Annotated in this window: 21 protein-coding genes; 3 read left to right on the top strand and 18 right to left on the bottom strand. The window is 53.1% G+C overall.

What is annotated here, in order from left to right; genetic code table 11:
- Positions 1–122: 122 nt before the first annotated feature.
- Complete coding sequence (locus tag ACRQ84_RS19135) at positions 123–2,087, top strand: methyl-accepting chemotaxis protein (RefSeq protein WP_483818234.1); 1,965 nt, start codon at positions 123–125, stop codon at positions 2,085–2,087.
- A gap of 95 nt (positions 2,088–2,182) precedes the next feature.
- Here ACRQ84_RS19135 and ACRQ84_RS19140 read toward each other — a convergent pair whose 3' ends face one another.
- The 10 genes from ACRQ84_RS19140 to ACRQ84_RS19185 all read right to left on the bottom strand — a co-directional run bounded on the left by ACRQ84_RS19140 (position 2,183) and on the right by ACRQ84_RS19185 (position 13,200).
- Positions 2,183–3,268, bottom strand: a complete 1,086-nt coding sequence (locus ACRQ84_RS19140; RefSeq protein WP_483818235.1) for an ABC transporter ATP-binding protein — start codon at positions 3,266–3,268, stop codon at positions 2,183–2,185.
- A 3-nt stretch (positions 3,269–3,271) separates the two neighbouring features.
- Entirely contained in the window at positions 3,272–4,216 is a 945-nt protein-coding gene (locus ACRQ84_RS19145) for a carbohydrate kinase family protein (protein ID WP_483818530.1), read from the bottom strand.
- A complete protein-coding gene (locus ACRQ84_RS19150) occupies positions 4,216–5,055 on the bottom strand; it encodes a carbohydrate ABC transporter permease (protein WP_064739810.1) in 840 nt (279 codons plus the stop codon). Before ACRQ84_RS19150 ends, ACRQ84_RS19145 begins: the two co-directional genes overlap by 1 nt.
- Positions 5,045–5,953, bottom strand: a complete 909-nt coding sequence (locus ACRQ84_RS19155; protein ID WP_064739811.1) for a carbohydrate ABC transporter permease — start codon at positions 5,951–5,953, stop codon at positions 5,045–5,047. The genes ACRQ84_RS19150 and ACRQ84_RS19155 overlap by 11 nt, the downstream gene beginning before the upstream one ends.
- Positions 5,954–5,962: 9 nt before the next feature.
- Positions 5,963–7,210 (bottom strand): extracellular solute-binding protein, encoded by a 1,248-nt coding sequence (locus tag ACRQ84_RS19160; RefSeq protein ID WP_483818236.1) that lies wholly within the window; start codon positions 7,208–7,210, stop codon positions 5,963–5,965.
- 402 nt (positions 7,211–7,612) lie between these two features.
- On the bottom strand, positions 7,613–8,593 hold the full coding sequence (locus tag ACRQ84_RS19165; RefSeq protein WP_483818237.1) for a fimbrial protein: 981 nt from the start codon (positions 8,591–8,593) through the stop codon (positions 7,613–7,615).
- A gap of 77 nt (positions 8,594–8,670) precedes the next feature.
- Entirely contained in the window at positions 8,671–11,163 is a 2,493-nt protein-coding gene (locus ACRQ84_RS19170; protein ID WP_483818238.1) for a fimbria/pilus outer membrane usher protein, read from the bottom strand.
- 43 nt (positions 11,164–11,206) lie between these two features.
- Positions 11,207–11,887, bottom strand: a complete 681-nt coding sequence (locus ACRQ84_RS19175; RefSeq protein WP_483818239.1) for a fimbrial biogenesis chaperone — start codon at positions 11,885–11,887, stop codon at positions 11,207–11,209.
- A 57-nt stretch (positions 11,888–11,944) separates the two neighbouring features.
- Positions 11,945–12,499, bottom strand: coding sequence for a fimbrial protein (locus ACRQ84_RS19180; protein ID WP_064739816.1), 555 nt, complete (start codon positions 12,497–12,499; stop codon positions 11,945–11,947).
- 125 nt (positions 12,500–12,624) lie between these two features.
- Positions 12,625–13,200 (bottom strand): hypothetical protein, encoded by a 576-nt coding sequence (locus ACRQ84_RS19185; protein ID WP_483818240.1) that lies wholly within the window; start codon positions 13,198–13,200, stop codon positions 12,625–12,627.
- Positions 13,201–14,433: 1,233 nt separating this feature from the next.
- Here ACRQ84_RS19185 and ACRQ84_RS19190 point away from each other — a divergent pair.
- Positions 14,434–15,603, top strand: a complete 1,170-nt coding sequence (locus tag ACRQ84_RS19190; protein WP_483818241.1) for an ROK family transcriptional regulator — start codon at positions 14,434–14,436, stop codon at positions 15,601–15,603.
- A 30-nt stretch (positions 15,604–15,633) separates the two neighbouring features.
- On the opposite strand, the gene ACRQ84_RS19195 is transcribed toward ACRQ84_RS19190, so the two are convergent.
- Positions 15,634–16,779 carry a phytanoyl-CoA dioxygenase family protein gene (locus ACRQ84_RS19195; RefSeq protein WP_483818242.1) on the bottom strand — a complete coding sequence of 382 codons (1,146 nt, stop codon included), beginning with the start codon at positions 16,777–16,779 and terminating at the stop codon, positions 15,634–15,636.
- 152 nt (positions 16,780–16,931) lie between these two features.
- Here ACRQ84_RS19195 and ACRQ84_RS19200 point away from each other — a divergent pair, with 152 nt between their 5' ends.
- Positions 16,932–17,948, top strand: coding sequence for a substrate-binding domain-containing protein (locus tag ACRQ84_RS19200; RefSeq protein ID WP_483818243.1), 1,017 nt, complete (start codon positions 16,932–16,934; stop codon positions 17,946–17,948).
- 31 nt (positions 17,949–17,979) lie between these two features.
- Here ACRQ84_RS19200 and ACRQ84_RS19205 read toward each other — a convergent pair whose 3' ends face one another.
- The 7 genes from ACRQ84_RS19205 to ACRQ84_RS19235 form a co-directional block, all read right to left on the bottom strand.
- Positions 17,980–19,152, bottom strand: a complete 1,173-nt coding sequence (locus ACRQ84_RS19205) for a Gfo/Idh/MocA family protein (protein WP_483818244.1) — start codon at positions 19,150–19,152, stop codon at positions 17,980–17,982.
- Complete coding sequence (locus ACRQ84_RS19210) at positions 19,145–20,215, bottom strand: sugar phosphate isomerase/epimerase family protein (RefSeq protein WP_483818245.1); 1,071 nt, start codon at positions 20,213–20,215, stop codon at positions 19,145–19,147. Before ACRQ84_RS19210 ends, ACRQ84_RS19205 begins: the two co-directional genes overlap by 8 nt.
- 130 nt (positions 20,216–20,345) lie before the next feature.
- Positions 20,346–21,215, bottom strand: coding sequence for a substrate-binding domain-containing protein (locus tag ACRQ84_RS19215; protein ID WP_483818246.1), 870 nt, complete (start codon positions 21,213–21,215; stop codon positions 20,346–20,348).
- 161 nt (positions 21,216–21,376) lie between these two features.
- A complete protein-coding gene (gene iolG, locus ACRQ84_RS19220; protein WP_483818247.1) occupies positions 21,377–22,372 on the bottom strand; it encodes an inositol 2-dehydrogenase in 996 nt (331 codons plus the stop codon).
- Positions 22,373–22,403: 31 nt separating this feature from the next.
- Positions 22,404–23,396, bottom strand: a complete 993-nt coding sequence (locus tag ACRQ84_RS19225) for a hydroxyacid dehydrogenase (RefSeq protein WP_483818248.1) — start codon at positions 23,394–23,396, stop codon at positions 22,404–22,406.
- Position 23,397: 1 nt separating this feature from the next.
- Entirely contained in the window at positions 23,398–24,213 is an 816-nt protein-coding gene (locus ACRQ84_RS19230; protein ID WP_483818249.1) for an HpcH/HpaI aldolase family protein, read from the bottom strand.
- An 11-nt stretch (positions 24,214–24,224) separates the two neighbouring features.
- Positions 24,225–25,658, bottom strand: a complete 1,434-nt coding sequence (locus tag ACRQ84_RS19235) for an NAD-dependent succinate-semialdehyde dehydrogenase (RefSeq protein ID WP_483818250.1) — start codon at positions 25,656–25,658, stop codon at positions 24,225–24,227.
- Positions 25,659–25,798: the final 140 nt, after the last annotated feature.

The following is a 25,798-nucleotide window of genomic DNA, read 5'->3' on the forward strand; positions in this document are numbered from 1 at the left end:
CTCAGCTCATCTTTGATGCTGAGTAGGATTCATGAGTACTGATTGCGAACGGACCTGCTTTTAGCCCTCTTTTTTACCACACCAGCACATTCATTCCTTTTAATGACTTTGGAAATAATAATATGTCTGTCATCAAGACAATGGGCAGAAGTTTGATCGGTTCCCGTTTTGCCGGGGCGTCTCAACCCGCTGATGGGATCTTTAACTGTGGCAGCCTGCCGACATCGCTCTCAGCAGCAGGTCTCAGCCAACGTGCTGCGGGCATTTTGCTGACGTTTGTGCCGCCAGAGGCTGATTTCCAGAAAGTCAGTCAGGCATGGCAACGTTTTACATCGGCAGATCTGACCGTCATAACGCTTTCCTCGAACGGTGCGCTCAGTACCAGTGGCAAGAGGACCACTTACTGCAAAGGGGAGGGCCAGGAGGGGAGCTGGCTGTGGTTGCCTCGAAACCTGATTGCGGAACATGAAACGCATATTGTTGACCTGCATCTTCATGACACCCACACGGCGACCGATCGTATTAACGCTATTCATGATGAGCTTGCCGCACTGAAGCTGCGCATGCCGCTCTCTGCTGACCGCACTTTCGCCATGATTTATTGTGACGGATTGTCGGCATCGGAAGGGTTTATGATGCAGGCCTGGTACAAAAGCGGCCGTTTTCCTTGCCTGGCGATTGGCGGCTCTGCTGGCGGACGAGTCACCTTTGACGGTACATGGATTGGCGTGGGTGGTCGCGTGCTGCAAGGAAAAGCCGTGATCGTTTTCTGCCGAATGGCGGCGGGTAAATCCTTTGCTCCCTTTAAGAGCCAAAACTTTGAGCCATTAAATAAAAGCTGGCTGATTGCGGAAGCCGATCCGATTAAGCGTACATTGACTTCGGTATTTAATCAGCAGGGGCAGCAGCAGCCGTTCACGCAGGCACTGGCCGAGTATCTTGACTGTGATGAACAGCAGATTAGCGCGCGGCTGAAAGGTCTGACGTTTGCCGTTAAGGTGGGAGAAGCGTTTTTTATTCGCTCTGTAGCAAAAATGGAGAGCGGAAGCGTACAGTTTTTTTGTGACCTGGAGTTTGGCGATCGGCTCTATTTAATGCGTGAAACCGATTTTAAACAGGCCACGCTCGATGACTGGCAGGCGTTTACCCGACGTCATGGCAAACCGGCAGCGATCCTGATGAACGACTGTATACTGCGCCGCGCAGGCAATGCCGATCAACTTCACGATGCGCATTTCTTTAAAGGAATTCCCGCCGCTGGATTCTCCAGCTTTGGCGAAATTCTTGGGGTGCCGATCAACCAGACGCTCTCTGCGTTGGTATTCTTCACTCACGCCGTGAATGCGATGGCGCAATTTCCGGTGGAGTATGCCAGCTATGCCGCGCATTACGCTCAGCGCGCTTTGCGTCGCTGGGAGGCGCTGAACCGAGTGCAGTCGGGCGTGCTGGCGCGCGTGGTATCTTATCAGCAGGAGTTAGCGCCTATTGTTCAAGCGTTGCCGGTGCTGGAGGCCGCAACACAGCGACAGAGCGAGGCGCTAACGATGGCGGAGAGCACCATCCGTACCATCAGCGATATCGCCAAACAGAGCCAGCAGGCGCAAAGTCGCTTAGGCGCAAGGCTGGACGAGCTGGAAGACATATCAAACGGCATCAACGTCATTACGCATGGCATCAGCAATATTGCTTTTCAAACCAATATCCTGTCGCTCAATGCGGCGGTTGAAGCCGCGCGCGCTGGCGAGGCGGGCAGAGGGTTCGCCGTGGTGGCGGGCGAAGTGCGCCGTCTGGCTCACTCCTCCAAAGAACAGGCGGAAGCCACGGCGAGCAATATCAACGATGCCGTTAGCACTATTTCACGCATTCGCGAGGTTGCCACCAATACGGTACAAACGGCCACGGACATGGCAGATCGCAGTATTCACGCTGCCGATACGATTGCCGCGATGAGTCATCGCTCCCGTGATGAGCGTGAAGATATGGCGAAACAGTTGGATAGCCTGCGCATGTTGACGGCTGGGATGGATGCGATGCAGGAAGCCGTGGCCGAGCTGAACGTGTTGCAAACGCTCTCCACTCGCCGCTAAGACTTAGCTGGCGCAGCCATCAGAAACGCGCTGCGCCGGCTACTACGATCTGCCTATCTGCCATCGGGAAGGCTTAATCTGACCTTAACACCGACTTAAAGTGACTCACCCAGCCTTAGCCCCGTCTCCGCATCAAACAGATGAATTTTCTCAGCGTTAAAGCCCAACATAATACTTTCGCCGCTTACCGCCGCGTGGCGGCCGGCGATCTGCATATGCAACGGCTGACCGTACCATTCAAGATGCAACAAGGTGGATTCACCGGTGATCTCCACCACGTTCACCCGCGCCGCTGCGTTACTATTGGCTTCGAGCAGATCGTGCGGGCGCACGCCGAGCGTCACCGCCGCACCTTCACGCTCGCGCGCCGCCGCTTGCCAGCGAGCGGGCAGCGGCTGCCACAGATCCTGACACTGCACGCCAGGCACGCCATCGCGGGTGATCAACTGCGCCGCTAACAAATTCATCGGCGGCGAGCCGATAAAGCGCGCGACAAAGGTATCCGCCGGACGATCGTAAATCGCCAGTGGTGCGCCTTGTTGCACAATGCGGCCCTCCTTCATCACCACGATTTGATCGGCCAGCGTCATCGCCTCGACCTGATCGTGCGTCACATAAACCATGGTGGTTTTGAAACGCTGATGCAGCGACTTGATCTCGGCGCGCAGTTCCATACGCAACTGGGCATCAAGGTTCGACAGCGGTTCATCAAACAGGAACACTTTGGGATTGCGCACCATCGCGCGGCCCATCGCTACACGCTGACGCTGTCCGCCCGACAGCGCGCGCGGATAGCGTTGCAGCAGCTTGTCGATGCCGAGAATCCCGGCGATGCGCTCAATTTTGCTCTGCTGATCTTCGCGCTTCACCTTCTTCACCTGCATATGGAACGCCAGATTTTCCGCCACGGTTAAGTGCGGGTAGAGCGCATAGCTCTGAAACACCATCGCGATATCGCGATCGGCCGGATCGCGGTCGTTGATCTGCACGTTGTCCATCAGAATCGCGCCATCCGACAGGCTTTCCAGCCCGGCCAGCAGACGCAGCAACGTCGATTTCCCGCAGCCGGATGGGCCGACCAACACGGTGAAGCTGCCGTCTGGAATGGTGAGGTCGAGCGGGTGCAGCACCGACTGTTTTGCGTAGCGTTTGGCCACTTTTACGAGTTCAACACTGGCCATAATTTAAAACTCCTGGGAAAGTTGCAGTTGATGCCAGTCGGGATAACGACGCGGCAAGGTGCTGATAGCCAGTGACGCCACCGAAATACCCCATTGCAAAGCGGTGGTGAGATCTTGCTGATGCAGCAGGGCAGTGAGGAATCCAGCGTTAAAACTGTCGCCCGCGCCGATGGTATCCACCACCGTCACCGCCCGCGCAGGCTGGCTCACCGCCTGTTCAGCCTGCCAGCAGCGCGCACCCTGCGGGCCGCATTTCACCACGCAGCCGCCGCGTCCGCTCAGTTGTTGCGCCAGGGTTTGCGCGCTGGCGGGCAAATCGACATTCGCGGCCAATCCTAACGTTTCCACTTCATTGAGCAGCAGCCAGTCGCACAGCGGCAGCCATTGCGCGATCTGCTGACGTACCTCGTCGCTCCAGCCCTGCGGCGGCCAACCGGTATCAATGGCGATAATAAAACCGCGCTGTTGTAGCTCAGTAAGCAGCGCCGGATAGTCGGCATACAGCTGCAAACACAAAAAGGTGCCGCACAGCAGCACGATATCGCCGTCAGCCGCATTAGCCGGCAGCTGATCCAGCACATCCTGCGCGGTAAGCTTGACGATATGTCCAAGATTACTCAGGAAGGAGCGCTCGTGATCGGAATGCGTTACGCCAACGGTAAGCGAGGTTTCGCAGCTATAGCGCGTCCAGTGCGCGGCGCTGTGCGGAAAATGACTCGCCAGCCAGGCGCTCAGGCCATCATTACCCTGATTAGCGACGGCGCGATGGCGCACCTGCATCGCTTCCAGCGCCAGCGCGCAGTTGCCCGCCGATCCGCCCGGGCGCAGTTCGCTGTGGTTCAGCATCACCTCGGTGCCGCGCTGCGGCCAGCTATCCAGCGTGCCCATGATCAAATCGACATTAATGTTCCCCACCACGTACAGCGTGGCGGTGAGTTTATGATCCATCATCCTTTACTCCCGCCACTGGCAAGGCCGCTAACCAGCGTCTTTTGCAGCCAGATGGCAATAAACAGCGGTGGAACAGAAGCCAGAATGCCAACGGCAGCGATCAAGCCATCATCGGTGGCGCGTCCGGCGGTAAATCCGGCAATGGTGACCGGCAAGGTTTGTGCAGCGATATTGCTGGTAAACAGCAGCGCATAGAAAAACTCGTCCCACGCCAGCAGCCAGCCAAATAACGCGGCGGCACCCAATACCGGCTTCGCCAGCGGCAGCGTAATGCGCAGCAGCACTTGCCAGACGCGCAGGCCATCGAGCCTTGCCGCCTGTTCAATATCCTGCGGCAGCGTATCGAACTGGTTTTTCAGCATCCAGGTCAGGAATGGCAAAATCAGCGAGCAGTAGACGATGATGAGACCTGGCCGCGTGTTGAGTAGATCAAACTGTTGCAACAGGAAGTACAGCGGCAGCACGAACGCCACCGGCGGCACCATATAGATAGCGAGTGAGGCGAACAGCCAGCCGTCGCGCCCGCGATAGCGCGAGAAGCTGAACGCTGCCGGAATCGCCAGTAACAGACAGATGATGGTCGCGCCGGTTGCCACCAACAGACTGTTGCCGAGCGCATGCAGGAACAGCACACCCGGTTGTCCGGGCTCCAGCGACAGCAGCTTGCCGTAGCGGGTGAAATCCCACTGGCGCGGCAGCCACTCCAGCGGCACGCGGGTGAGATCGCTGGCGGCGCTGACGCTCATCAAAAACAGCCAGCCCATCGGCGCTAACACCGAAAATGCCACCAGCAGCGCGGCAGCGTATTTTCCGACATGGCGCAATTTAACCTTCATGAGCGCTCCCTTTGCGGCGCTGCCGCCACAATAACAGCATGTACAAGGTGATCAGCACCGCGCACAGTAATGTCATCAACATCGCGTAAGCCGCACCGCTGCCGGCGCGTAAATAGCTAAACGACTCCTGATAAACGTAGAAACTCAGGGTTTTGGTGCTATCGACTGGGCCACCGCGCGTCATCACATAGATGATGTCGAAGATCTTGAAGGCGTCGATGGTGCGTAAAACTAATGCCACGCTGAGCGGGCCGACAATGGCCGGAAAGGTGATGGCGCGGAAACGGCGCCATGCCGATGCGCCGTCCAGCCGTGCGGCCTCAAACAGATCGTCGGGAATCGACTGTAACGCCGCCAGCACCAGCAAGGTCACCAGCGGATAGTTTTTCCAGATATCGGCAAACATCACCGCGTTAAGCGCGGAATCTGGCGAACCGAGCCAGCTGCGATAGCCATCAATGATGCCCAGCTGCGTGAGCAGAGCGTTGATGCTGCCGTAATCTGGATTAAAGTTCAGACGCCACATCATGGCGTTGACGATGGTCGGCAGCGCCCACGGTAAAATCACCAGCACGCGCAGCACATTACGACCCGCAAATTTTTGATTGAGCAACAGCGCCACCAACACGCCAATCACACCCTCAATCGCTACGGACACCACGGTGAAGTAGAGCGTGCGCCATAGCGAACTGCGAAAATCCGCATCGGTGATCGCAAACAGATAGTTTTCAAATCCAATCCAGCCCGGCGCTTCACCGCTGCCAATCAAGGCGGCATCGGTGAAACTCAGCCAGATAGTGCGCAACAGCGGCCATGCGGTGAGCAACAACATCACCAACAACATGGGTGCTAACAGCACCCATGCCTGCCGTTGTTCGCGTTGACGCAAACTTAGCATTGTTGCCCCTTAGCGCAGACGCGCCGCACTCTTATCAACCGCTTGCAGCGCGGCATCCGGCGTTGCGCTGCCAACCAGCACCTGCTGCAACTGCTGCTGCAGCGTGTTGGAGAGACGTGAATAGTCGGCAGTTTCCGGACGCGACAGCATCACATTGAGCGATTTATCCGCTGCAGCGATCAGGCTTTCCTGATTTTTAAGCACGGCCGGATCCTGATAGGAGCTTTTCCAAATCGGCAGGCTCAGCGTGGCGTATTGGTTCTGCACCGGCTGCGAGGTCATGTAGCTGATGTATTGCCATGCCTGATCCGCATGCGTGCTGCCTTTGGTGATGCCAAGGCCCATTGATCCGTTAACCGCACCGAATTTGCCCGGCGCGTCACCCGGTGCGGGAACGATGCCCACCTGACCGGCGACTTTACTTTGCTTAGGATCGTTGGCCATGTTGTACATGTAGGTCCAGTTGAGCGCGAAAGCCGCATCGCCATTGGAGAAGGCTTTACGCACATCCTCTTCCAGATACTCACGCGATGCCGGATTGCTCAGCCCTTCATCCAGCGAGCTTTTCATCAGTTTTACCGCTTGCAGCGAGGCTGGGGAGGAGAAATCAAGTTTGTTGTTGTTATAGAACGTGCCGCCAAAACCCGACACCAGCGTGGTGTAATCGCACACCAGCGCTTCCGCCTGCGACCAGCTCCACACCAGCGGATATTTAACGATGTTTTTCTGCTTGATGATGCGCGCATCGTCCATCACCTGCTGCCAGGTTTGTGGCGGCGTGGTGATACCGGCTTTTTCCAGCATCGCTTTGTTGTAATAGAGATATTTGGTATCGAGGATCCACGGCATGCCAAGGGTTTTGCCTTTGAATTCGACGGTGTTCATTGCGCCGGGGAAAATCTTTTCTTTTTCGTCGGCACTGATGCGGCTGCTGACGTCCTGCAATAAGTCAAACTTAGTGAATTCCGCTGGCCAGATGGCATCGAACAGCACCACATCGTAGCCGTTACCGCCCGCGCCACGCGCCGCGACAATTTTGTCGTGTAGCGCTTCGTACGGTACAAACTCGAGATTGACCTGCACATCCGGGTGCGTTTTCTGGAATGCCTGCGTCATGGCGCGGATATCATTTTCGCTGTACGCCGCCTGCGTCATAAACAGCGCATTCAACGTGGTGGCCGCTGCCGCGCTGCCTGCGCTGGCTAACAGAACTGCTGCAAAACATCCTTTCATGACTGGATTAAATCGGATTTTCATGGTGTTTCCGCCTTGATGCAAAAAGAGGGTGTTTTATTAAATCAATTTGATGGATTTAATAACGCGCACAGGTTGTCAGGTTGCTGCGGCTGACATCGGTTAGCTAAAGCAATTGACGTGCCAGGGCATAAATCTTGTTTGCCGCTGGTGAATACTTTGCACAGATTTTTGTGCCTGTCAGGTAAACAGGTTGTAAATTGTGTGGCCGATCATAGATATTCAGGCGGGTACAAACGAGGGCAAGCCTATGGAGGTCGCATTAACGCTTTTCAGGATGCATGGTTTAGGTGCAGATGCATTGCGCATTGCGACATTAAGGCGCATGCCGCAATGGCAAACCAACGTCATTGGGCCAGATGGTCCCTTTCGCTCATCACCGCACCAGGACATTTCATATAAAGTTTAACGATAGGTCATGGTAAATGACGCCGTGGCGCTCACCGAGCCTGACTGCGCATTCGCTGAGGTCATGTAATATGCGGCTTTAATGGGAATATTAACGACCTCCCCTGGCGAGGTTGTCATACCGTAATTAATGAGCTTGCCGAACTGAACGGGCACATCGTTGTATTTCAGCTGAATGCCCAGACCTTTTGCTGTCGAGCTGCTGTTTAACCCCAATACGCCGTTGGCAGGGTCGGCAAGCGGGCTGACGTTATCCAGCGTCACATTTACTGCGGTCTGTTCACTACAGATAAGCGGTATGGAAAACGTCACCGGATTTTGGGTGCTGCCCACGCCATTAAACTTCGGCAACAGTGCAATCCCCATATTAATATTCAAATTTTTATCTTCTATCTGACAGGATGCGGTGCTGATATTCATCGGCGAAAATATGTATTTATAAAGCGGCAGGCGGGTAATGTTATTACTGACCGGCGTGCTGTATTCCATATTTAATGTCAGCGCGGGTATAGAGCCCGTCGCCGGGGTGGTGCTTGTTTTGATTAGCTCAAAGGTATCCGTGAACGTTGATACGCCATTCTGGAGGATCCCTCGCCTCCAGCTCGCGTTATTAAGGTTCATTCGTGAGACAAACTCGCTGGTTCCCGTGGTGCTAGAAAAGTTCTTCCATCGGATGCCAATGCCCTGGACCTCCGTCGCCCGCACGTTGGCCAGCGGCGAGGTGCCATAATCCGCATTCGACCCCGAGAGCTGAATAAACCACGAGCCATCGTATCCAATTATCTGACCCTCAGGGTCACATTGCATGGGATTACTGGTGGTTATAGTTGCTAATACCGTCCCAACGGGCGCATCCCGTTGAACGACAATATTGTTATCAAAGTTGATCGATACGTCGTTTGCAGAACACAGCGCAAATGCATTTAGAGAAATAGCGCTACCCATAACAGCCGTCGAGATTTTAAATACGGTGGACATCTTATATTCCTTCATTTTAGGCGAGGCGCAGACCTTCTCTCGCAAAAGTAATAGTGCGAATCAACGCAATGAGAAATTTAAAGACAAGCTGCGGTGGTGCGCTGAATTTTACCCGGTAACGTGTTCAAGGTTATTTTGGCGCGGCAGGTTTTCGCTCCCCACTGTACCGTCAGGCCGTCACCGTCGTTCAGGCCGCTCATATAGACCTCGCCATCGCTTCCCACAATGCTCATCGCATCGCTTTCGTTGAGCTTTACCGTCGCGCCAAAGGGCACCGGCGAATTCTGATACATCAGCGTTATCAAGGCCCGAACCCCTGTTCGCGTATTGAACGTAGCGCGCACCACGGCGCCGCGCGTAGGCACAACATTGACCACCGACTCGGCAACATCCACGTCCACCCCCAGCGAACCCGTGTCTAGCGCAATACGGTTTTCCTGATAGGCACTGGCATAGGGCACCACCGCGTAGCCGCGCCAGTCCGTTTTAACGCCGGGGTTATTGCGCACCCTAACGCCGGATGTGCCCTGCGCTTCAAGCAGCACCACGGTATCTCCCAGTGGCTGAGAGAACGTCACGCCATGCTCATGGGCGACGATCCCGCCCTGCAGGCCGAAATTCAGCTGGCTGTTCTGTTGGCTGTGGTTGTAGCCCGCGCTCACGGTGCCATAGCCGCCCTTATAGGTTCCACTTAGGGAGCTTCTCGATTCCCCACCCGAAGAGGTATAGCCCTGCTGGACCAGGTAGCTCAGATTATTATCGGCGAGTGCGGTGCCGCTCAGCCCCACCTGGTGCGTTTCAGGACCGTTCTTTTGCATATTCACGCTGTAGTTGCCCCAGCTTTGCGGTAGCCATTTGCTCAGTGGCACCTGCAAGCTGAAGGCTACAATCTGGTCCTTACGATCTTTGCCCGGCGTTTCGTTGTAGGTGTAGCCAAGCGAGTAATTGATATCGCGAATACTGGTGTTAAAGCCGGTACTGACGTTGCGTTCATAGCCCCGCTTGCTCCAGTAATCCTGCTGGTATGCCGAGATATAGAAATTTCCCCAGCTTTGCAGCGACTGGCTAAGGTTGAGCTGCAGTCGGCTTCGCTTGTTGTAGCGCTGGCTGCTGAATTCATTCACTTCCTGAAAGGTATAAAACCCTTGCGTGGAGTAGCGATAGCTGGCGAGCGTCACGGTGGTGTCGGTGGTGGCCACCGTTTTCGAGTACTGCACGCGATAGGACTGCCCGCGGCTACGGCGGTTTTTCTCATCAACGAGTTGGCTATCGGCAGCGGTAATGTCCGCCGACAGCGAGCCTATATCGCCAAAACTGAGGCCGGTGCCAATTACCCCGGACGCATAGTTGCTCGCCCCCAAGACGCCGCCGTACAGCGTGAGATTATTGGAGAGGCCATAGGCCAGTGTGCCCAGGCCGAATGAGGGCGTTTGCGCGCCATTCTTCGTGGTTCGGTACTCTCCTGCGCTCAACGCATACTTCACGCGTCCTTCCCGCAGCATGACGGGAACCGCAGAGAAGGGCTGCACGAAATGCTGGATGCTGCCGTCGGCTTCTGCAACGACAATGTCCAAATCGCCGCTCGCCGACGTAGGATAAAGATCGCGAATTTCAAAGCTGCCGGGCGCCACGTAGGTTTGATAAACCGTGTAGCCGTTTTGCTTCACGGTAACCGTGGCGTTGGTGCGGGCGATCCCCCGAATGATGGGGGCGAAGCCGCGCATGCTCTCCGGCAGCATGGTGTCATCGGAGAAAATCTGCGCGCCGCGAAACATCACGCTGTCAAACACCTCGCCGGGTGTGCTGGTTTCCCCCAGCTGAAACTGACCTCTCAAAAACTGGACGTCGCGGCTCAGGGTGGTATTTAGCGACGAAAATGACTGTTTTCCATTGTTCTTCGTCGCGATGCTGTAGTTACGCAGACGCCACGGCCCCGCGTTAATACCGCTTTGCAGGTTGGTGTAAAACTGTTCTTGCGTCTCACCGTCTCTGCTCCAGTTGCGCGACCCGTTAATGCTGTAATTTACCAGCAATGCAGAAATGCCCTGGTTCCACAGCGACGGGTCAACGGTGCCGCGCGCACGCGTGTTAAGCGCCGATTGAGGGATCGAGATATCCAGTCTCTGCTTGTCAAAATCTAGCCGGGTGGTGGCATCCGGGATAAATGCGCCGGGATCGGTAATAATGACTTCGGTCGGCAGCATGGCTAATTCAGGAAATGCCTTAACCCTGACACCGAGTGATTCCAGCACACCACGGTTAAGCTCCGGTGCCAGCCCGAACCCTTTTACAGAAACAAAAGAGATATTTTCCGTTCGGATATAGTTCTCATTAAGCCAGATTTCCACCCTGTAGGTGCCGGGTAACTGCTCTCCTCGCTCGAAGCGGCCCAAATCGATGCTCCCGGAAGTCGAGTGTGTTTTTTCAAGCGCATCGGCCATGAAATAAAGTTCGCCCGCGGCTGCGGGAAAAACGCCCGAAATAAAGAGTGCTATTGTCGAGAGTTGACTTACGCGGTGAGGCCACGAGTCAGATAAAAATGCATATCGAGAAAAAGAAACAGTATTCACCTTGCTTACCTGCGCGAGTGACATAGCGTAATGTTAATATTTTTTATTTCAGCATTTGGCGCTTTTCTGTGGTTACCCCACCAAAATCATTTATTGCTTTCCATGTCACCTGATTTCCACTTCCTGCTATCGTTTCGGAACTGAAGGGTGAAATCATTGGCGGCTGTGCAATGGTTTTATTGCCAACTTTTAATGAATGAAGAGAAACATAGAATGGCGTCGGATTAATAATTACTAGCCGTTCCCCACGCGGCTCAAACGTTAATTTCGTCCATGCCTCACCTGCTTTTTCTGAGGTCAGAGCCGCAGGCCGGTAGAAAAGCTTCATGCGCGTCTTAACGGCAATGAGCAGCCGATTTTCATCTGACCGGGTCATCGAAGGAATAGATTTAACGTTTAGCCAAAAAATAGACTCGCGATTTTCAGGCAGTTTCTTTTCGCCGGTATAAATGACCCGCAACGTATTTTCATGACCACCGTCTAGGCGGAAAAGCGGCGGCGTGACGATAAAAGGAACCTGCTCCTTTGAGTTTTCACTTAACTCAACCCATGACTGAATTAAATAGGGAACACCATCCTGACTGTTACTCACAGGGAGTGAGGCTTCGTTTTCAGTTTCGTTATAAATTAAGCGCGTTCCGCCGACGGTTATGCTTGCCTGCCCCGGCAGGGAGAGTAAGCAAGCGCCTAATAATACAATCGTTCGAATAAGTTGACTCATCATACTTCCCCGACATTTCAGCGAGAGACAATAGGGCGCACCTTAGGTACGCCCGGCGCGTTACTGATAAGTAATGGTAAAATCTGACGTTGCGTTTGCCGTTCCCGCTACCACGGCAGCCTGCGTCGCCTTATATTTCGCTACGAAGGTCATCTTATTGCTGTTAGCGGGTTCTTCGCCTGCGCTGGTATCAAGCGTGATGCTCTTAGACTGGGTAGCCAGCGGAATCGCGGTGATGCCATCCTCTTCATAAAACGCTACGCCAACGCCTTTCGCTGTTTGACCGCTGTTTAGTGCAAGAATATTGGTGTCGGAGCTGTCCGCATTACCATCAAACTTAATGGAGGCAGAAGTAACGGCCGCAGGGCAGTTGTTCAACACAATGCTGAACCGGGTTGCGGCAGCAACGGCCCCGGCCGCGTTAAATGAGCTTTTCGGGATTTTGCCGAGGTTAACGGTCTGATTCGCCGTATTGGTATCAATCGTACAGGCAGAATCCAGAATGGTGCCGGTAAAGTTGATCTTTCCATCTGCTGCACTGGCGGCAAACGTTATTCCAGAAACAGCTGCAGCCACAACCATATTTCGAAAGACACTGCTTAACTTAATTTGCATTGCTATATATCCTCAGGATTGAAGTTGCCTGCACAAAATTATTTTTTGCGCAGGAAGAGCGGAACAGGACCGCTAAATTAAAATTCTTTAGTTCGTGGCAATAAATGGGCGTTATTTATCTATGATTACCTCAGGCTGTGCGATGATAAAAGTAAAATAAGCTGTTTCATCTCCAGACCGCTGCCTAGCGCCAGACGATTTCTTACATAGTAATTCTTGTTATTTTCGCATTTATTTCTAATTCGATACTGGCTTGTCGATTTATCATAAACCCTTAGAAGAAAGTTTAAATGATCGTTCGACAGTCGCGTCGATAGTCTCTGGTACAACACGTCTTTTAATACGCATGGGCTTTCTGCTACCCGATATTTAGAGACGCGATCGCACAGCTGCTTAAGATCTTTAAGCGTGGTGACAAGACGGAAGAATTTTAAATAAATGTTCTCCTTGTTATTGTCTGGTGCAATAAAATAGGTTAGACGTAATAACTCCCTCGCTGCAAGACGGTGATAGAGCCAGCGAATGTCCTCGCTATTTTCGCCTATTGTATCGATAAGAATGTAAGAGTTATTTAGGACGGTCGCGCTGACTAAAAACTCCAACCGATTGTCAAAATAAAATATTTTCCCACTGGCTGAGGTCAATGAGGTGACGGCCTGACTTATGGCAAAGTTTCGTGAGAAAACTAATAGCGCTGTCAAAATGTATTCCTTGCGAAATTAATCATCGACATTGTGAAGAAGGTTTAAAAACATATATGCGTTCTAAAGATTCGCAGTCGATTTTGTACGCTTTCCTATATATTCTGGTAAAAGGGTAGCGTTCAAAGCCCACGCTATTAAACGCATTCTGGATTTTCTTCATCATTGACAACAAATAGGATTTCGAACACCGGAGTCCATAATCTTCAAAAACGTCTATGATAATGTCATTATCATAGACAATTTCATTTTGCATCCCCGCCAGGAGATACTCGAACAGTCTCGCTTTCGTCGTTCCGAATCTTTTAATACGTCCATTCTTGATGTTAATAAGCGTTCTGGTTGAAAGCCGATACTCAAGATGCTGGAAAATCGTGTATCCATACAGAAGCTCGTCAGAGACTAAAGGCACAAAGACTCCTTAGAAGTTTACCGTTCCCATTTCCATGTCAGCGCTTTCTCCATTCGATAAGCTTTAGTGATCCTCTGGCGTAATAAATGTTATTAAAATGGAGGAAATGTGACAATGGGACTAATTTATTAAAGTAAATCACCACTATGAATATTCAATGCGATACAAAAAACTACATAGTGAAGTTTTTAAAGTTTAAAAACACAAATGTTGCTTTTTTGTTTCAATTCATCGCATCGGAAAACAAAAAATTTACTAAAGTATATTTAGCTAAAATTAACAGATAATCAGTACAAAGCTCCAGGACAAGTAAACACTCTCTTATAATCAATGATTTATAAAGATAATATAGTGCTGTTAAACCTAGACTTAATAAGGTTGTTTTAGGATTTTTCATGACATCTTTTACAACTATTCCATCCGGGAACTAACAAACACGGAGTGTTCTTGGTATACAAAGGTTTTGGCACATCAACAACGCAAAAACTAATTAAAGTAATAAGTTGAATAAAAATCCCTTCTCAGATCAATTTTCTCAATTCACATTGACAATAGTGACCGCTGTGTCCTGAAGGCAAAAAAGTAAGGCTCGCCCTTGAACATGACCGCAAATAAAAGGAAGACGCCAGAAGGGAAGCAGGTATCAGGGAACATCACGCTATTCTTCAGATTCTCCGCCTCCCGATGAAAAACCATTAAGATATACGTCACTCTTCTTGAGCAACACCCAGTCAACTACCCGAAGGGGTTGTAATCACTGTGGGCGATCAGGGATATTGATGCGGCTATTCACAGCGCGGTTGAAGAGGGAAGGGAGCTAGGTGAAAACATCGGGAACCAATCTGGAACATGCACGGGCGCACAATCGTCGCGTGATCATTGAAGCCATTCGCCTGCACGGCGAACTCACCCGCGCCGAACTGGCCCGTCTCACCGCGCTGACGCCACAAACGGTGTCGAATATCGTAGCGGAACTGGAGCAAGCCGAACTGCTTACCAGCCGCGCGCCGCGCAAACAAGGACGTGGCCAACCGGCGATTCCAGTAACGCTCAATCCCGCCAGCGCCTTCTCGATTGGCATTCATCTTGATCACCAAACGCTGCTGATTGTGCTGGTGGATCTCACGGGCGAAATTCATTTCCGCCGCCTTATTCTGGTGCAAAAGCCGCAACCGGATGCCACATTAGCGCGCATCGCCGAGGTGCTGAGCGAGATCAAAACGCAGCTGGGCGAGCGCTGGCACAAAGTGCTGGGAATGGGGGTGGTGATGCCCGGTCCGTTTGGTGTTGAGGGCATCTCTTCGATGGGGCCCACCACGCTGCACGGCTGGGAACAGGTGGATATTGAGGCCAAACTGGCCGCCATGAGCGGCGTGCCGGTCACATTAGAAAATGATGCCACGGTGGCGGCGATTGGCGAACGTTTTCATGGCGTGGCGCGCCAGCTCAATTCGTTTGTCTATCTCTACATTGGCACCGGTTTGGGCGCGGGCATCATCATGGATGGCCATGTCTACAGCGGTCACGCGCATAACGCCGGGGAAGTCGGGCATGTGGTGGTGGAACCGGGCGGACGCGAATGTTACTGCGGCAATCACGGCTGTCTGGAGCGTTATGTTTCACTGCAGGCTGCCTATGAATTTTGTGGCCTCGATCCGATGACCGCCTTACCGGAAGATTTACTCGAAGTCGACCCGGCGCTGTTCGATAAGTGGATTGATACCGTGTTAACGCCGCTGCGTCAGGCGATTAACTTGCTGGAGTGCATCTTCGATGCCGAAAGCGTGATTATCGGCGGCATGATGCCCGCCGTACTGCTGGATAAAATCATTCGCCGCCTGCCGCCGTTGTATCAATCGGTGCGTGGCCGCTACCTCACCGGAACGCGCTTAAAAATCGGCATGACCGGCAGCGATACCGCTGCGTTAGGCGCCGCCGCGCTGCCGATTTTCGACGAGTTTAACCCGCAGTTTCAGGTGTTGATGAAGTGATCAGGCCGGACAATTGCCCGGCCTGGTACTTTACGCTTCCCTTCTGGTACTTTGCTCATCCAGCTTTTGATTAAACTGGCTGGCGCTCCACGCTTGCTCCACCGCTTCGTGTACCAGTGCCTGCTGCGTTTGCGGCACCATTCCGCCCAGCGGTGGATCGGTGTCGAGATTGGTGGGGAAGGAGTAACCCCGCGCAGCCACGTTGATCACGGTGTTCAGCTCCTGCTGGGTAAGCTGGCTGTTTTTTAGCAAGGGGTAAATCAGCTTGAGTAACTGTTCGTGGTTCACTTTCTCCATCGGCACGCCAAATGCGGAGGAAACCTGCAGCAGATTCGCGGTCCTGACGTGATCGGTGGTGGTGTTGTTACCTGCGGCATGGAACAGCGCCGGGTTAAAGAACAGACCATCACCTTTTTCCAGCGGTAGCTGGACGTAATTCTGATTAAAGAACTCAACAAACCCCGGGTCACGATAGGCGATATAACCCAGCTCATACTGATGCGACCACGGCAATAAACGGGTCGGGCCCGACGCCAGCGGCATGTCAGAATGCGCTACAGCACCTTGCAGGGTCAGATATTGCGAAAGAATCTGCACCGGCACCGGGAATTCTGCAGCGAATGCACTTTGCTGGAAGCCAAGGTGGTAATCCCGGTGCGGCTGCTGAGCTTCACCGCCGGGGCGGACCTGATTCACTTGCGAGGTCATGCTCCACGCCGGGCCCAGCCAGGCCTGACAAATTATCTCCAACGTCGGATTGGCGTAGTAATCCACGAAGGTTTGCGGACTGGTTTCACCCAGTTTTTGCAGCGCATTCCAGATACGACCATTGTTGCCTGCACGCGAGAAGTGATCGGCCTGAATTTTGGATTTGGCCTCATTGCTCATAATGGTTTCGAAAACCTGCGAGGTGCGATCAATAACGTCAAGATCGCTGAATAACCCCCGTACCACGAACACGCCAGGGCCGTATGAGAGCGCTTTGTGCAGCTCGCTCAGCAGCGCTTTTTTATCTTTTTCGGCCGCTTTATCCAGCGTGGCACGATCGTAAATTAGCACGTTTGCCGCTGCTTCGCTCGCCAGCGGATATTCACTGGCATCGAGCTGCTGGGTACAGAATGTTTTGAAGTCTTCAACAGAGACCTGATCTTCACGGGCAAAATAGGGTGACATCATAACGACCTCATTTTCTTGATGGAGTGATAGAGCGTCATCGCACGCCAGCAGGTTATCAGCAGTCGGCATGACAGGGTTGATGAGTGTTAAAATAGCAGCTACATTTCATTAACAGCACGTCAAAAAAACCTCACTCATACATCATGTGACCTATGCCTAAATTTACCCAGAAACAGATCTCAGCTCAGTCCGGTTTGAGCCTCGCCACCATTGATCGCGCCATGCATAATCGCGGTCGCGTGCATCCTCAAACGCAGCACCGCATCCAGCAAGCCTTAGCCGACCTGGAACTGCAGCAGAAAAGCAGTCTGGCGCAAGGGCGAACCCTTTATTTCGATGTCATCATGCATACGCCGGAGCGTTTCAGTGAGCTGGTGAAAGAGGCGTTCAGCAGCCAGATATCCAGTTTCGCCTCATTTAAAATCCAGCTCCGCTTCCACTGCAGTGAAGAGATGACGGTGGACGAGGTTGAACGGCTGTTGAAAAAGTGCTCGCTCAGCACGCACGGCATCATCCTGAAAGCGATGAATTCGAGTCAGCTGGTGCCAGTTATTAATAATTTGATTAAGCAGCGCATTCCGGTGGTCACGGTGGTCACGGATATCACCGGCAGTCATCGCCTGCGTTATATCGGCATGGACAACGTTAGCGCGGGCCAGTCGGCGGCCTTCCTGATGTCAAAGTGGTTGGGAAGCGAAGCGGGCACCATTGCCGCAATCACCGGCAATAAAGCTTTTGTCGGTGAGCAGGATCGCATACGTGGCTTTCAGCAAGGGATGAAATCCTTTTCTCCGCAGTATCAGATTAAGGTTATCGCGGGTGGATCGGGCATCGATCATCTGATGTATGAAACCCTGCAACTCTTTCTACAGGATCATCCTCACATCGATGCGGTTTATACCGTAGGCGGAGGAAATGGCGGAATTTTGCGGGCGCTGGATGAACGTAACATTCAGCCGAAGGTTTTTGTTGGGCACGATCTGGACCGGGAGAATCGCGCCCTGATGCAGGCGGGAAAAATCGATGCGCTGATTGAGCATAATCTGCAACTGGATGCGCAACACTCCTTTAAAACACTGCTGGAGTTTCACGGATTTTTGCCGGAAGAGCGCAACTATGCGCCTTATTCGCGTATAAATATCATCATGCGCTACAACATGTACACCTAAGAAGCCTGACGGCGTCAGGCTTCAGAAGGCATCAGCGATATTTCGGTTGTTTCCACACCGTTCCCTGCTGATGGCTATCGACGACCGCATCGACAAAGGCTACGCCCTTCAGGCCATCATGGATTTGTGGAATAACTGCGCCAATGCCTGAAACAGCACGTTTTTCATCACGCGCCCGCAGTGCAGCCGCGAAGCCGCTATACAGATTGGTAAAGGCTTCGATATAACCCTCAGGATGGCCGGGTGGTGTGCGGGTGCGCGCCCGGGTTATCGCATCCTGATCGTCACGTCCCCGTTTAATAATCTGGGTATACCCTTCCAATGAGGTGTAAATCAGTTCGTTTGGCTGCTCTTGCGCCCATGTCAGGCTGCCGGTTTCACCGTACACCCGCAGCCGCAGCGCATTGGAACAACCAATCGCCACCTGTGAAGACCACAGCATGCCGCGCGCGCCGCCTTCGTAGCGAATCAGTACGTGGGCGTTATCGTCCAGAGCACGTCCTTCTACAAAGGTGGCTAAATCAGCCATCACGCTCTCCGCTTTTAATCCGGTCACATATCCCGCGAGATGATAGGCATGGGTACCAATATCGCCAATCGAGCCGCCGCGCCCATTCTTTTGCGGGTCGACTCGCCATGCCGCCTGCTGATTGTTTTTCAGCTCGACGCCGGTTGCCATCCACTCCAGCGGATACTCAACCTGCACCGTTCGCACTTTGCCAATCAGTCCGGCCTGGACGCGCATCCGGGCTTCCACAATTAGCGGATAGCCAGAATAGGTATAAGTGACACCCAGAAAGCGTCCGGTCTGACTCACAACCTCGGCCAACGCTTCAGCATCGCGCAACGTGGTGGTGAGCGGTTTCTCACAAATCACATCAATGCCGGCTTCGAGGAAGGCCTTCGCGATGGGGAAGTGGGTAAAGTTTGGTGTGCAGATGGCGACCACATCAATGCCGTCAGCGCGTGCCGCCTCAGCCTGCGCCATGCTGGCATAATCACGGTAAGATCGCTCAGTCGCGATGTAGTTTTGCGCTGCAAAGCGATGCCCCTGCTCGGCATCAACGTCAAACGCGCCCGCGACCAGTTCATACTGATCGTCAAGACGTGCGGCAAAACGATGGATTCCGCCAATGTAGGCACCTTCGCCACCGCCAACCATGCCTAATCGGATACGACGTCCACTCAACGGTGACCTATGCATGTTTTGCTCCTTCAATGCCCAAAATTTTACGATTAAGTGATGGGTCGGCCCAGGACTTACAGAAATCATCAAACGGTTTATCGGTAACGCGAATAATGTGGTCGCTGATGAACTGAGCGCCTTCACGTGCGCCATCTTCCGGGTTTTTAAAGCAGCATTCCCACTCCAGCACTGCCCAGCCATCGAAGCCGTAGCCGGTCAATTTAGAGAAAATGCCGCTGAAATCGGTCTGGCCATCGCCGGGTGAACGAAAGCGACCAGCGCGGCTGGTCCAGGGTTGGTAGCCGCCATAGGCGCCAGTTTTGCCATTCGGCCTAAATTCAGCGTCTTTAACGTGGAAAGCCTTAATGCGTTGGTGGTAGTGATCGATATAGGTCAGGTAATCAATGCCCTGTAATACCAAATGACTGGGGTCATACATGATGTTGCAGCGTGGATGGTGGTGGGTTTTTTCCAAAAAACGCTCAAAGGTCAAACCATCATGCAAATCTTCCGTGGGGTGGATTTCGTAACAGAGATCGATTCCCTGTTCGTCGAATGCGTTAAGAATCGGTGTCCAGCGCCGTGCCAGCTCGTTAAAGCCCTCATCAATCAAGCCTTCTGGCCACTGCGGATAGGGATAGAGAAATGGCCACAGCAGCGTGCCCGAAAAAGTGACATGTTTCTCCAGGCCTAAGCGGCGTGATGCGCGCGCTGCCAGATAAAGCTGTTCAGTTGCCCACTGCTGGCGTGCATGTGGGTCATTGCGCAGACCGGCTGGGGCAAAGCTATCGGCGGGTAAATCAAACGCAGAATGCAGTGCAACCAGCTGTCCTTGCAAGTGGCTGGCTAAATCGGTCAACTGCAGGTCATGTTCAGCCAGTACGCCAAGGATCTCATCCGCATAGGTTTGGCTCTCGGCGGCTTGCGCCAAATCAATGAGGCGTTGATCCCAGCTGGGAATTTCTACGCCTTTAAATCCTTTTTCCGCTGCCCAGCCAGCCATGCCAGATAAAGAGTTAAACGGTGCATCGTCGCCAGCGAACTGCGCCAGAAATACCGCAGGGCCTTTAATGGTTTTCATAACGTCTCCAAATTAAAAAAATGCACCTGCAACCTTCACAGGTGCCAACGTCAGACACAGAAAAAACGACGGTTAATTTGTCATGAACTTCTGGTAATTTTTCGGTGTGACTAACTGAAACGGAATAAAGTTAATATCCTGGACCTTTTTCACCTTTGGCGGCTTTTTCCGCCATATCCACCGCACCATAAGCTTGTGATTTTGCATCCTGGAATACGGTAACGGTAAGTAAGCCGGTTTTAATCGCCTGTAATCCATTTGGTCCGCCGTCGGTACCACCGACTAAAATATCTTTACCAATTTTAATGCCATTACTTTTAATGGCCATGGCGGCACCAATAGCCATTTCATCTGCGTTGGCAGAAAGAATATCTATTTTGTCGCCCGATAGAATCCAGTTATTCATCAGATTCATGCCATCTTCACGCATCCATTTTGCGGTATCTTCAACAATCACATGCATATTAGGATGTTTGGCAATGATCTCTTTTGCTCCCTGAGTTCTGAAGCGGGTAGCATCATTGCTTAATAACCCTTTCATGATGGCGACGTTAACGCTTTTACGATCTTTCACTTGATCTGCCAGATACTGCATCTGTAAACGTCCGGCTTCTATTTCATCGCTGCCGATATAGCTCACGCCATCACCCATTTTCGCATCTGAAGGCATACGGTTGAGGAAGATGAGGGGTACCTTAGCGGCGCGTGCCGCATCAGCCATATTTTTGGTTCCCTGGGTATCAACCGGGTTAACAATAATTACGTCGACTTTACCGTTAATAAAACTTTGCACCTGACTCAATTGTTTATCAACGGCGCCCTGAGCATCCTCAAATTGAATTTTCATATCCGGATGGGTTTTCGCCTGCTCGATAATATAGCCTCTCAGGCGAGAGAGGAATACATCATCCATTTGGGCGATGCTGACGCCGACCTGTACGGCATTCACTGCAGGGCTTAGTGAAAGTAAGGTAACACAGAGTAAGATGAATTTTTTCATAATGATCTTCCACGTTAATTATTAGTCTCAGAACTAATCTGATGTCGGGTGTTTTATTATTAACTTCACTTACGTAGGGTTTACTAACAACGCGCTTAATTTTGTGCATGATTTAAAGAGTAATAACGAAAATTAGGGTGGCGTCCTTGCCAATAAAGTCCTTAATTCAATTTCACTACGCTCTGAGTGTCGGCTGACAGCTGAGCGGCATCGGCAAGTCGTAGCGCCTGACAGCCATCATGAATGTTGACAGGTAGCGCGCTGCCGTTGCCGATGGCCTGAATGAAAGCGTCGATTTCCAGCCGATACGCATCGGCATAGCGCTGCATAAAGAAGTCCAGCAGCGGGCCACGTACTTCGGTGTGCTGGGCGCCAAAATGGCGCACCGTGGTTTCACGATGGTTGTCATTGATCATCATGCCGCCAGATCCAAACGCTTCCAGACGCTGATCGTAGCCATATACCGCCTGGCGGCTGCAGTTGATCTGACACTGTTTACCGGAGGCGGTGCGCAGCTGCACCATCACCGTGTCGTAATCCCCTAACGCTTCCAGCGAAGGCTCAAACAGGCGGCTGCCACTGGCAAACACCTCAACGGGTTCCTCACCCAAAATCCAGCGCGCGAGGTCAAAATCATGGATCACCATATCGCGGAAGATACCGCCGGAATGCTTGAGATAGTTCAACGGTGCCAAACCAGGATCGCGGCTGGTGATCACCACCTGGTGCAGGTCACCAATATCTCCCTTAGCAATCCGCTGATGAATTTCGTTAAAGCCGGGATCGAAGCGGCGATTAAAACCCAGCATCACTCTGCTGGCCTTTTCGCCCAGCGCTTTTTCGGCCGCCAGTGCTTTGTGGATATCAAGGTCGACCGGCTTTTCACACAGCACGGCTTTGCCCGCGTTGGCAGCGGCCAGCATCAGCTCAACGTGGGTATCGGTCGGTGTCCCGATCACCACGGCATCGACAGCGGGATCGTTAATCGCCTCAAGCGGATCTTGCACCGCGCGACCACCCCATAAAGCCGTTAACGCATGGGCATTTTCATTAAAGGGATCGGCAACCATAACCAACTGAGCGTCTTTATGACGCGCCACGTTGGCGGCATGAACCTGACCAATGCGGCCAGCGCCGAGGATGGCAATTTTGAGCATGATGTTCTCCGGGTCGAGAGGTTTATTGTTATCAGGGCAATTGGCTCATCAGGTCGTTAAGCGCAAGAACCTGCTTATTGACCACCAGATCCGTATCGAGCTGACCAGTGAAAAAGTTGACGATATTGGTGGCAGCGGAAATCGACATTCGCATCGCCGCCTCTTCGGTAAGTCCTGCGGAATGTGGGCTGAGAATTAATTTGTCGCGCTGGTCCAGTAGCGCGGTATTTAGCGCGGGCGGCTCCTGCTGTAATACATCAAGACCCACGCCACCCAATGCATCGTTTTGCAGGGCGGTTGCCAGCGCCTCTTCATCGACAATGCCACCGCGCGCGGTATTGATTAAAATGGCGTGGCGTTTCATCAGCGCCAGTTCGTCCGCGCCAATCACCGCTTTATCACCGCTTAAAGGCAAATGGATAGTGACCGCATCGGCCTGTTGCAGGCCCTCATTAATGTCTGCAACGCGGGTTACGCCGCTTTCTACGAAACTGTTATCGGGCAGGAAAGGATCGTAGGCGATGACTTTCATGCGGAAGCTTTTCGCCAGGCGCGCCACTTCGCGGCCGATACGACCAAAACCGAGGATGAATAAGGTTCTGCCAGCCACCTCTACGGCGGAAAAACTGTTGCGACGATTCCATTCACCCTCACGAATGCTGCTATCGAAATAGCAGATGCGTTTTGCCAGAGCCAGCAGCAAGGACAGCGTATGTTCCGCCACGGAAAGTGAATTCACATTGCCGACAATGGTCAGCGGAATGTTGCGTTCGGTAAGAGCGGCAACGTCAACCGAGTCATAACCCACGCCGTGACGTGACACCATGCGCAGATTTTTTCCAGCAAAGATCTCTTTAGCCGTGAGCGGCTGCGTACGGATTAATAGCGCATCCGCTTCGGCAATAAAGGGCGCATAACTCGCCACGCTGACCTCGTGCACCAACTGCACGTTGAATCCAGGCGCGTTATGCAGAATATCGAGCCCGGCCGGATGAATTTTTCCGGCAACCAGAATGTTTGGCATCTCAGTAACCTCCCGCCTGGGTTGATTGCGTTGCCTGGCCGTCACCGTTGAGTTCGCGGAATTGCTGCACGCTGCTGGCTGCTGCGCCACGTAACAGCTGGACGTCGTTAGAAAGCGTGACTAAATCGAACCCCCATTGCGCCGCGTTCGCCGCATAAGCGGCAGAACCGTTGTGCAAACACGCTTTCTTCCCAGCACGATGCGCAGTGGCGAGAATATGCTTAATCGCATCGACAATTTCCGGTTCAGTGCGATCAAAACCCGTGCGATATTTTCTGCCGGTAAGTCCTAGCGTCAGATCGGCTGGCCCGATATAGACGCCGTCCAGTCCGGGGGTAGCGACAATCGCTTCGATATTGTCAAAGGCTTCGGCGGTTTCGATCATCGCCAGGCACACCACGTGATCGTCGGCATGCTGGCCGTAATCCTGGCCGGCGGAGAATGTCACGCGCGTTGGGCCAAAACTGCGGCTGCCGTGGGGTGGATAACGCACGCAGGAGACCAGCGCCTGCGCTTGCTCTGCGGTGCTGATCATCGGACAAATAATGCCCCACGCACCGGCATCCAGTGACTTCATAATGATGCCCGGCTCTAACCAGGGCACGCGCACCATTGGGGCAACGCCGCTGGCGCGCATCGCCTGCAGCATATGCGTTGCCTGGTCATAGCCGACAAAACCGTGCTGCAAATCGATGGTTAGTGCGTCGTAACCCTGCTCAGCCATGATTTCAGCTGTGAAGGCGTTGGCGATGCTAAGCCAGCCATTGAGTACGGTTTGCCCTGCATTCCAGCGTGCTTTGATATTATTCAGCTTCATCAATCCGTTCCTTACAGCACGATTTGCGCCAGTTTGACGTTCATATAGTCGTGAATACCCTCACTTCCGCCTTCACGCCCCATGCCGCTGGCTTTCACGCCGCCAAACGGCACTTCGGCAGCGGCCAGCGCATAGCTATTAATACCGACCATGCCGGATTCGAGGCGCGCCACGGTTTCACGAATGCGGGCCGGATCGCGGGTAAAGGCGTAAGCGGAAAGAGCAAAATCAGAGTTATTAACGCGGCGCCAAAGATCGTCGATGTCGCTAAATGAGGTGATGGCGGCAATCGGACCAAAATTTTCTTCGGCGATCGCCAGCGCGTCGTCGGGGGCGTCGGCAATCACGGTTGGAGCGAAGAAGTAGCCGCCGTTTAATTCGATACGTTCGCCGCCGGCCACGATGCGTGCTCCTTTCTCGCGCGCATCCGCCACGATCGTCTCGATGGCTTTGAGGCGACGAGGATTGATCAGTGGGCCCATTTGCGTGCCTTCATCCAGCCCGTAACCGACCTTGATTTTTTTCGCACGCTCGGCAAAGCCTTGTACGAAGTCGTGATAGCGGCTTTGGTGGACATAAAAGCGATCGCAAGTGACACAAACCTGGCCACAGTTGGCAAATTTGGTGACCACGGAAAGGTCGAGCACTTTTTCCAGATCGGCATCGTCATAGACGATGACCGGCGCGTTGCCGCCCAACTCCATGCTAAGGCGCTTAATCGTGGCCGCTGAATCCCGAATCATCTGCTGACCGAGTTGCGTTGAGCCGGTTAGTGAGACTTTCTTCACCACGGGCGAAGCAATCAAGGGTTCATAGGTTGCGGCAGTCGGCCCAACAACCAGATTGGCCACGCCAGCCGGCAGTCCCGCTTTGCGCAGACACTCAAAAATCATCATGGCGGAGCCAGGAACTTCACTGGAGGGACGCAACACCACCGTGCAGCCGGCGGCGAGCGCGGGTGCAAGCTTGCGTGCCACCAACACCACCGGGAAATTCCACGCGGTAAACGCCGCCACCACGCCGACCGGTTCGTGCGACACTTCACAGCGTCCGCCTGGCACCCGGCTTTCTACAATGCGGCCATAGATACGACGCGCCTCTTCGGCGTACCAGATAAATTGGTCGGTCGATAATTCCCATTCGCGCCTGGCCTGCGCGAACGGTTTGCCACTCTCCTTCGAGATGATCTCAGCGGCTTCTGCCGCTGTTACTGTCATCTCTTTTGCAACCGCCTGCAGCAAATCCGCCCGCGCCCAGCCTGAGGTAGTTCGCCATGCGACCAGCGCCGCTTCTGCGCTGGCCAGCGCAGATTGGGTGTCGGCAACAGAGGCGGCGGCAATTTCACCCAGCGTTTGCCCGTTGCCGGGATCGGTGACGATCACCGGTTCTGCACCGCTGCCCTGACACCATTCGCCGTTAATAAACTGTCCAAAGTTTTGATACATGTTGATCCATTCCTCCGGTAGCAGTTTCAGGCTCAAGCGACAGCCTGAAACGGTCAGCTGGGAGGGAAGACCTGGGATGGGAATCCCTCAGCAGCATTGATAGTTGCAATGTTAGGATCGGAGCAATAAAAATTGCAATG

It is taken from the genome of Pantoea sp. E2023-21, from assembly GCF_051302795.1.
Lineage (GTDB): Bacteria > Pseudomonadota > Gammaproteobacteria > Enterobacterales > Enterobacteriaceae > Pantoea > Pantoea ludwigii_A.